Annotated in this window: 5 protein-coding genes and 2 tRNA genes; 1 reads left to right on the plus strand and 6 read right to left on the minus strand. The window is 61.4% G+C overall.

What is annotated here, in order from left to right:
- The 3 genes from PLL20_20495 to PLL20_20505 all read right to left on the minus strand — a co-directional run.
- The coding region (locus tag PLL20_20495; GenBank protein ID HPD32381.1) for a hypothetical protein at nt 1–366 on the minus strand (366 nt) is incomplete at its 3' end.
- A gap of 190 nt (nt 367–556) precedes the next feature.
- Entirely contained in the window at nt 557–820 is a 264-nt protein-coding gene (locus tag PLL20_20500) for a hypothetical protein (protein ID HPD32382.1), read from the minus strand.
- A 29-nt stretch (nt 821–849) separates the two neighbouring features.
- Nucleotides 850–922: transfer RNA gene (locus tag PLL20_20505), tRNA-Gly, on the minus strand.
- Nucleotides 923–2,016: 1,094 nt separating this feature from the next.
- Between PLL20_20505 and PLL20_20510 the strand changes: the two genes are divergently transcribed.
- Nucleotides 2,017–3,795, plus strand: coding sequence for a sodium:solute symporter (locus tag PLL20_20510; GenBank protein ID HPD32383.1), 1,779 nt, complete (start codon nt 2,017–2,019; stop codon nt 3,793–3,795).
- Nucleotides 3,796–3,884: 89 nt separating this feature from the next.
- Here the strand turns inward: PLL20_20510 and PLL20_20515 are convergent, their stop codons facing one another.
- From PLL20_20515 to PLL20_20525, 3 genes are all read right to left on the minus strand, one after another.
- Entirely contained in the window at nt 3,885–7,535 is a 3,651-nt protein-coding gene (locus PLL20_20515; protein HPD32384.1) for a hypothetical protein, read from the minus strand.
- A gap of 266 nt (nt 7,536–7,801) precedes the next feature.
- Nucleotides 7,802–7,885, minus strand: a tRNA-Leu gene (locus tag PLL20_20520).
- 484 nt (nt 7,886–8,369) lie between these two features.
- Nucleotides 8,370–8,588, minus strand: a complete 219-nt coding sequence (locus tag PLL20_20525; GenBank protein HPD32385.1) for a hypothetical protein — start codon at nt 8,586–8,588, stop codon at nt 8,370–8,372.
- Nucleotides 8,589–9,089 lie beyond the last annotated feature (501 nt).

Here is a 9,089-nt window from a genome sequence, read left to right on the forward strand (position 1 = left end):
CAACCCGGCCAGTGGCAAGCCAATCTCGCGTATGCTCTTGTCAAAGAACATGCCCGGATTGCCGAAGCACCACAGCCCCCTGCGGATCCCCGCAAGCCAGGGCTCGCAGCAGAATCTTACGGCCAGAGAGCGGTGCGGTTTGCGCGCATGTTTCTGGATCGCAGTGCGCTCGGGTTGCGGCCCGCAAAAAGGCGGTCCGCCGCAGGACTGATAGACGATCACAGGCGCCAATTGCTGAGCTGCCGCCCATTCGAACAACTGTCGAAGCCTCTTGACCTGCTCGTTGGTGTACTTGCGAGACCAAGGTTGGCGAGGTGGATCCGCGGTTTCGCTACCCCGAATTGTTTCGTCCCTGAGGAGACGCAAATCCGTGGGTCCGAAATCGGCCGCGGGTTTGTGTCCATAGAACTGTCGGAGTAGTCGCCGCGCAGGCTTCAGAGCCCCTGCGTGCCGGGGGCGATAGTGCGCTTGTGTCCAGTGCCAATGGGGCCTGAACGATCTCGATAAGCGTCGGGCCGGCCGCAGGGGTTTCGGGACGTATTCCTCTGGCGCTGGGTCAGCGACAACCGCCGATCGTCCAGTCAGCGATGATGCGGTGATGGGCTTCACCGCTTTCGGGCGTAGCGTACTCACCGAGCCAGTAGTCCCGGCGTTTCTTCGTAACCCAGTCGGTCAGGGTAACAAGGGCTTGGGAAGTCCCTTTACGAGAGCGATAGGCTACGTTTTCGGCATACGCGACCTCCCAAACGCACAGCGCGGTGTGGCACCCCGCGATTCTGCGTTTCAGGCCGCACTGCCGAACGCCGGCAGCTTCCCGCAACTATCGGGAGCGGCGTGGTTTATGTACGAAGCGGGCGAACGGGTTCGAACCGTCAACATTCAGCTTGGAAGGCTGATGCTCTGCCAATTGAGCTACGCCCGCAAGTCGACCCAAATCTTTTGCTAGCAAGACCTTACGTTCCACTAGCAAAACCTTACGTTCCGACTGACTGCCCGCTTAAGTAGAGCAAGCCATCAGCGTTTGCTCTACATAATACCCATCGGAGCCCAGCAAACAAGCTTCTCTGGACCGAAAACTCGGCAAGACATTCAGCAGAAGAAGCTGGTGCCCGGCGCAGCTCTTGCAACAGCGAGCCGATCTGCGGCGACGCTTTCCGAAAGGCATGTTGGCACCGGTGCACGGTGATCCCAGGCTCCAGCCACGTGGTGACATCAAGCCGGCCAAGCCCCAGGATTGTCCCACTTCACGACCCCATGCACGCCAGAGAGTCCATATTCCTTTCGTGTCTGCGCTTCTCGAGAGTACCGAGTTTCAGCCCGCCGACTCCGTGGTGGTTCTCCAATCTGCATGGTGAGTCATGAGCGTTCGATCTCCAGGTCGATCCATCGATCGATCAGGCGTTTGAACCGTTGTGGGTCGCGATTCACCGGCGAATATCCTTCGCTCATTCCTCGCGGACGTGGTCCGTCCGACTGTTCGTCCGGCAGGTGTAGCGGCTCTGCCGGCAGGCGCCGGTCCGGTTCCCGGCCGCCCCGCCATCGGCGACCTGCCTACGCCGCAGGGGCCACCCCGGCAAGTATGCGAAAAAGATCACGGTTGCCGCGTTGGCGGACGACGCCGGCACACTTCAAAAGGCCCCCAGGCCTGTCTGTGGCGCCGCCAAAACCTCATTCCTCGCGGAATTCATCCGTGAACGGCTGGATCTTGACAGATCCGAGGGAAGCAAGCCGGCCGCATAGAACATAAACCCTCAGATGTCTGGACTCTCAAGGACCGATGTGCGCCGTCGTAGTGCGACGTCGCGCCTTGTCCGCGTGGTCTCTGAAGAGGAGTCCGACGCGTTTTTCCAGCGAGCAGTGATTCTCAGTCACAGGCTGCAGCACGTCGACGCTCGAAGGATCGTTGGCTGGAGGCGAGGGCCGCGGTCCGGGTCGACTTGTTGCCAAAACCGGTGTCCGCCGTTTACTCTTGTGCCCGCATGGCGCATCACGAACGCTGGAAATGAGGTAAGTTACATGCATCTGTTAGATTGGATTGTCATCGCTCTGTATTTCGTGATCCTGCTGGGCCTGGCGTGGTGGGTAATCCTCCGCACTAAGAATACCGCCGACGATTACTTCCTGGCCGGCCGACACCTGGGCTGGTTCGTCATCGGGGCCTCTATTTTCGCCTGTAACATCGGCTCCGAGCACCTGGTCGGCCTTGCCGGCTCGGGCGCGACCGACGGCGTGACTCTGGCCCACTATGAGCTGCACGCATGGTGCGTACTCGTGCTCGCGTGGGTTTTCGTGCCGTTTTATGCTCGTTCGAGAGTCTTCACCACGCCTGAGTTCCTGGAGAAGCGTTTCTCGCCCAAGAATCGTCTGCTGTTGTCTCTGATATCCCTGTTTGCCTATGTGCTCACCAAGATCGCGGTCGGCATCTTCGCCGGCGGTGTCGTCTACAGCGCCCTCCTGCCCGATGCAAGCCTGGACATCGGGGGCATTCATCTGGACAGCTTCTGGGTGGGGTCTATTCTGGTCGTCCTGCTCACCGGCATCTACACCGTTTTGGGCGGAATGCGTGCGGTGGCCTATACGGAGGCCCTCCAGACGTTCATCCTCATTTTCGGCTCGGCGGCGGTGACCTTCTTCGGCCTCAAGGCCATCGGCGGCTGGGGTCACTTGCGCGAGGTCTGCGGCTCGGAAATGTTCAACCTCTGGAAGCCTCTGGTGCCTCCCGGCGTCGAGGCCGCTTGGTCGCCGGTCGAAGTCAAAGACGCTGCCGGTCAGGTCGTCAGGCAGGCTTGGTATTTCAACACGAACTATCCCTGGATCGGCATGCTGTTCTGTGCCCCTATTGTGGGGCTGTGGTATTGGTGTACGGACCAGTACATCGTTCAGCGGGCATTGGGTGCCCCCAACGAGACTCAGGCCCGCCGCGGTGCTATTTTCGCCGGTGTTTTGAAGCTTCTGCCAGTGTTCCTGTTCATCATTCCCGGCATGATCTGTTTCGCCTTGGCCAAGAGCGGAATGCAGGAGTTGCACGACGGCCTGTACAACAACGGCCAGTTGGACCGTTTCAAGGCCCAGGCGGCGTATCCGCTGCTCGTGCAACACATTCTGCCCGTCGGCGTTCGCGGGCTGGTCGTCGCCGGGTTGCTGGCCGCGCTGATGAGTTCGCTGGCGGGCGTCTTCAATGCCTCTTCCACGCTGTTCACCATCGACTTCTACAGCAAGTTTCGGCCGAGGGCTTCGCAGGCGGAGCTTGTCTGGGTGGGGCGCATGGCTACGGTGGCGATGGTCCTGATCAGCCTCATCTGGATCCCGGTCGTGCGCGGACAGAAGGGTTTGTACGACTATCTGCAGACGGTTCAGGCATACCTGGGCCCGCCGATTTTCGCGGTCTTTTTCCTGGGAGTCTTTTTCCGCCGTTTGAACGCGGCCGGCTGTCTGGCGGCCCTGGTCGTCGGCTTTGCCCTGGGCGTTTTCCGCTTGGCGGTTGACACCCCTGTGGCTCTCAAGCTGGCGGGTTTCGAGAATGGTTACCCGAGCGGTTCGCTTTTCTGGATCGTCAACAAGATGAATTTCCAATATTACAGCGTGATCATCTTCGTGGTCAGCGCGCTGGTTATGACACTGGTAAGCTACGTTACGCGAGCGCCGGATTATGAGCGCATTCGCGGCCTTACTTACGGAACCATCACGGATCGCGACCGCCTTGAGACACGGCGCAGCTATGACTGGCGCGATATCGCCAGCACGGCCCTGGTCCTCTGTGTGATCCTCGCTGCGTATTTGTATTTCAACGGCTGAGGCCATCGACGCGGGTGCTGCGTTCGACGGCGAACCGTATTCACAGCCGACGGGACGATCTGATCATGCCGGGTAGACCATGACTGCCCTTATCGTTTCTTCGGCGCTGGCTTGTCGGTCTTCTTTCGGTCTTTCAGGAGTTCGTCGAGCAACCTTTTGGCTTTGTCCTCGATGGGCTTGGTCGTCGGCTGGGCGGGCGGTGGTTGCTTGGTCGGCGTTTTGTCCGTCGAATCCTGTTTTGGCTTGCGGAGAGCGTCTATTACGCCGGGCGCTTCCCTTGTTACGGCTGCCCGCATCGCACGTTCGACCAATGGCTTCATATCCACGCGGCTCAGGTCCACCTTCGGCAGCAGCCGATGGCCGGTCATCGGAACCGCCACGCGAGCACCTTCCAGCAGGCGTGCGTATTCGGTCACCGGCCCGCGGACGCCGAATCGTTCGAGAAGGGCGGCCCGGACGGGTACGGAGACGGTCAGATCGACCGTTTCGTCAAGCCCAACCGAGCCGGAGAACTTCAGGTCGAAGTTCTCGGGGAACACCATGGTGAGGTTGTCGTACCGGATTCGGCCGTCTTTCAGGGCGAAGTCCACACCGTCCATCGTCACCGCGAGCATGTCCCGCTCGTCCATGGCCCCCAATTCGAGCAGCACGGCCATCGGCCCGCCGAACTGCACCTTGAAGTCCTTGAGATCCAGTCGGCCCTTGCCGCTGCCGCTTTGTCTGATCTGATCGCTCAGCCGCAGAACGATATCTTCCGTTGCCAGTGAGAGTGTGCCCTCGGCGCGGGTCATAAAAGCGAAAATGGGATTGATCCTGCTGAGCACGTGCCGGCCGACCTCCGGGGTGACTTGGGCTCCTTCCACCACAAGGACTCTGCCGGGCAGGCGAAACGTCGGGTCCGACGTGCGAAGATCGATCAGGCCGCCGAGGCGGACTTGCCCGACGCTCGCCGGGATCGCCGTCACTGGGATCAAAAGTTCGCCGTCGCGCAGGACCGGCGAGAGTTGTGCTTGGCCCAGGGTGACACCGTATGCCTTGACCGAGGTCCAGCCGACATCCAGCCCGGCGGCAACGCCGCGATAAACCGGCCGAGTCTCCGGCTGATACGCCGCGCCTTTGGCGGTGAATGCACCTGCCGTGGTGCCGGAAAGAGACAGCGAGTCGCGGGTTGCCGGGACCAGCTCGTGAATGACCGCGGTCATGGAGTCCCAGGATCCCTCATAGGAGCCCGACAGCGACAGAACGCACGCGGTGGCGTAGTGATCGATGGTGCCCGTCATCTTGGCCGACAGCAGTCTCGAGGCAAGCTCGCACTGCTTGAGAGTGATATTCCTTTCTCGCGTGTTTACGGCCGCGTCGTATACAAGCTGAAGCTGGTCTTCGCGAATAGCCTGCTTGCCGGCACCGATCTCGAGGGACTCGATTCGGCAGTTGCCCGATGTGGCGATGGTGCCCGAGGCCGAAGCGCAGGTGCCGGTGAGCGCGAGCCGACCGGCGATTCGCGGTAGGGTCTTCCACTGGCCGATGCGGCCGGCTGTCGCAAAGCACTGGGCCAAATCTGCGATCGCCTCGACCTTGCCGTTCAGGGTGAGTCCCTCACGAGTCTTCAGCAAGACTTGTCTGGCGGTTGCGTGTGCCAGGTCGCTTCTGAACTCTGCGGTGTTGACACTCAAGGCGCCGGGTTCCGGCGACCAGCTCGCTTCCGACCATGCGAGCACAACGTCCTGCCCGGCAAGCGGCTCGCCGTCCACCGTGGTGTTACGCAACGTCGCCTGTCCGCCCGAGACAATTGGCCCGTCGGGCGAGGCTCGATCGATCTCAACATGGATGACACCCGTTCCCGCGTAGCGGTTCAGACCTTCCACGCCGAACCCGGTTGCCTTGGAACCAAGGTAAGCCAGGTCGGCGTTCTCAACGTCTGCGTCGACCGAGTAAGTGCCGCGCTGGAGGTCAAACCACCCGGAACCGGTGGCGACGACCTGGCCGTCGACGTCGGCGGTGAAGCTGGAGGTTACGAGTCTCGTGACCTCTGCGCCGGCCAGTTGCAGGTGACCTGACTGCTTCAGTGTTGCCTTCGCAGCATCGAGTTGACCCTTGTCCGTCTTGTAGCGCAGGTCGCTGGCGACCAGGTCGCATGCGAAGTCCATGCGGTCGTCGCCGGCTCGCTTCACGCGGAGCGTTCCCGTGATAAACCCGGCGGGCACCTTCGCACCGACGTCAACTGCCTGACCGAGCTGTTGGCCCATTTTTGCGAGGTCCGCCGTGAGGTCGGCGTGCAGGTCCGAAGCGCTGCCGCCGGCGATGACGCGCGCGAAGCCCGATTCGACCTGGGTTTGGCGGATCTTCAGGCCCTGGCCTGCCTCCAGTGACACGTCGAATTCTGCAGTGATCGGTTCCCAGCGGGTTGTACGCCCGTTGTCGACAGCGGTCAGTTCCGCCAGCCGGAGCGTTCCTTTCATGGCCGGCTGAGCGCCGCCACGAATGCTCAAATCCTCGATTCCGAGCTGTCCGCCAGTGATTTGTACCCCGGGCCGGATGGTGAGCAGGGCCGGTATCGCCTGTGCCAGTGCGGCGAGATTCAGATTGGCACCTGCGTCGGCGGTCAAGTCTGGCATCGCGATTGGGTTCCCCGTCAGCGCTGCGGACAGCAACTGTTGCGGCGAGATGCGGACCGGTTGGCCGGATGGGGCGTAAGCCAGGCGGACGTGTGCGTTTCCTGCCTGTCCGGTCAGCGACACATCTGCGGACATCGCTTCAGCCGTCAGGCGGCTGTGGCTTTCGATTGCCAGATCGGTGGGGTTGATCGCCGGCGTGTTGGCGCGGGTGATCTGGATAGCCGTCGCATGCGACTTAAGGTCAACCAGCGCCTCGCCTGGTTTAAAGGTCAGCCCGCCGTCAAAGTGTGCTCTTCCGGCCGCGCTGGCCTGATCCAGGAGGAATTGGGCGAGACCGGCAATGTCCACATCGCCGCCAGTGGCGACTCTGATCTGCCCCGATGCTTGAGACACGTCCAGTTGGCCTTTCGTCACAAACTGCCGCACACTTGCGTCGAAGGCCACGGTTGAGGCGTCGGCGAGAGTTGCTTCTATCGTGCCCTTCAGGTCTTGCATGGCGTCCACGTGACACTTCGCGTTCAGTTGGGGCACATCGTACGTTCGCCCGTCGACCCGCACCAGGCGGACCGAGCCTTTATTGAGACTCACGTTGCCGGTTACCGGCGGAACCGAGATTGGCTTTGTGCTGACGGCCGGTTTGCGAAGACTGAAGGCCTGAACCAATGAGATTCGATTGTGCTCGTCGATGTACAGCACGGCCTGCGGTGAATCGACGCTGATTTCGCCGAGCTGCTGCCGGGATCGCAATGCGGTCCACGCGCCGCCGGTCCAAACGGCTTGCTCGACGGTCAGGACCTCTCTGCCGGCCGGATCCAGCACGGTCAGCCCGGTGAGCTTCGTCGGTCCGCCCCACGACAAAGAGAGCCTTTCGAGGTCGACGCGACCTTCGATCTGATCGTTGACCAGGGACAGAATCAGCCTGGAGCCGATTGCGGTCGATACCAGATAGGGGGCAAGGAGGACCAGGATGATCAAGAGAAGCAGAATGCCCAGGGACAGGCGGATCCACCAGCGCCGGCGCCGACGCTTGGACTGAGGCGGCGCTTGCCCAAGGGCTTGTGAGCCGGCGTCGGATTCTGAGGAAGCAGCGGGCGCATGCTGGTCGGGTTGGGCATTAGTGGCCATCAGTCGACGTTCTCCTTGGCGGCGGTTATTGTGACTTGTCCTGGGGTAATGATAACACATCCGGCTTCGGCTCGATATCAGCGACGAGTCTGCCTTCGGCCGGGCAGGGGGCTTCGCAGATCATCGCAGGAAGAGCAGCCTCATGTTCTCAACTACTTCGTTCGTCGTGGCGTACCGCCGGCAGCCGGAAGGGGTGTTCGGGCATTGAAACTGGCAGACATGCTCGATTCCGCGAAAGGCCGTCATTGGCATGGGTCATGTGTGATTGCCGAAGGAGGGAGTCGAACCCTCATGCCCTTGCGGGCACTGGATTTTGAATCCAGCGCGTCTGCCAATTCCGCCACTTCGGCGACGAGGCGTCCTTTCGGGGGTGCTTGCCTCGGGGGCCTCGTTCCCCGCGAACGCCCAATTGAACGTAAAAACAGGTTAACATCCGGAGGGCTGCGAGGCAAGCAGGCAACAGGCCGGTCCTCCCTCTTGGCCTCGTGAGGCTTCATGCCCCTCCTTCAGGACTGCGACCCCCCTTTCGCCGAGGCGATCGTGAGGGAACGATCCCCTTGCGGCGTCGTCGCTTTGTTGTATGGGTCCTGCTTACGATCGAGTTTGTGAGAGAGTCGCCCCGAATGTCATGGCCGCCCCGCTCCAGGCCGACCGCCAGACGCCGTCGGTGTCCTGAACCACGACGATGTGCGCATGCCCAGTCTCTTTGTGCCGCTGCCCACGTACGCCGAAGAGCACCCCAAGCGATTCAGTTGCTCAAGATTTGAGCGTACCAGAGCCGTACGTCATCCAATTCACAACCTGTGGTCCACGCATCCGGTTGCTCGATGTGAGTCACTTCAGCCGGCGCGGCAGGAAGGCAGCGTCCAGCGCCGGAAGGATCAGGGATGCCGGCTCCGGCGCTCGCGTGGCGATCATCATGTCGTCCAGGTAAAAGACCGGATCGTCAGGGTTCGTCAGGCGCAATTGCAGGGGCATTTCGCCGGGCGCCAGCCCGAAGCTGGCGAGGTTATAACTCCCGGCGAAGGTGTCGAAGCTGTCGTGTCCCCGCAACGAAGCTTCAGATCATCCCAGCTACCGACCGGGTCGTCGCACAGGTTCACCGTGCGGTCGATGTACAGCCCCGACCGATTACCCTCCGGCGGCGTGATCTGCAGATGTATCGGAGAGGCGTTGTAGTCGTAGTGGAATCCCTCAGCCTGGCAGACTCGCTGTCCTCCCAGGAGGACAAGCACTGTCAGGCACAGCAGGCCGACACCAGAGCCGGACAGCGGAAACACCTGGCAACCGCGACAACGATGACAAGATTCGAGTGAGCACATGATCTGTCTCCCCAAAGGCGGACCGCCTTCTTGCGGGCCGCAGCCCAAACGCACTGCGATTCAGAAACACACACGCAAGCTGCACGCATGCCTGGCCGTAAGGTTCCAAAGCCAAATGGTCGACACACTTCAGCAGTTCCCGGGTGAACACCCGGTTTCCCTGCTGCTGGTCGAGGCCGAGATAGTCTCATTATCTGTGGAAATTGACAAGAGAGGGGCATCCTCCATAAGT

The organism is Phycisphaerae bacterium (assembly GCA_035384605.1).
Lineage (GTDB): Bacteria > Planctomycetota > Phycisphaerae > UBA1845 > PWPN01 > JAUCQB01.

Coding starts and splice junctions, on each gene's coding strand:
- PLL20_20510 (HPD32383.1), top strand. CDS start 2,017: ATGCATCTGTTAGATTGGATTGTCATCGCTCTGTATTTCGTGATCCTG.
- PLL20_20515 (HPD32384.1), bottom strand. CDS start 7,535: ATGGCCACTAATGCCCAACCCGACCAGCATGCGCCCGCTGCTTCCTCA.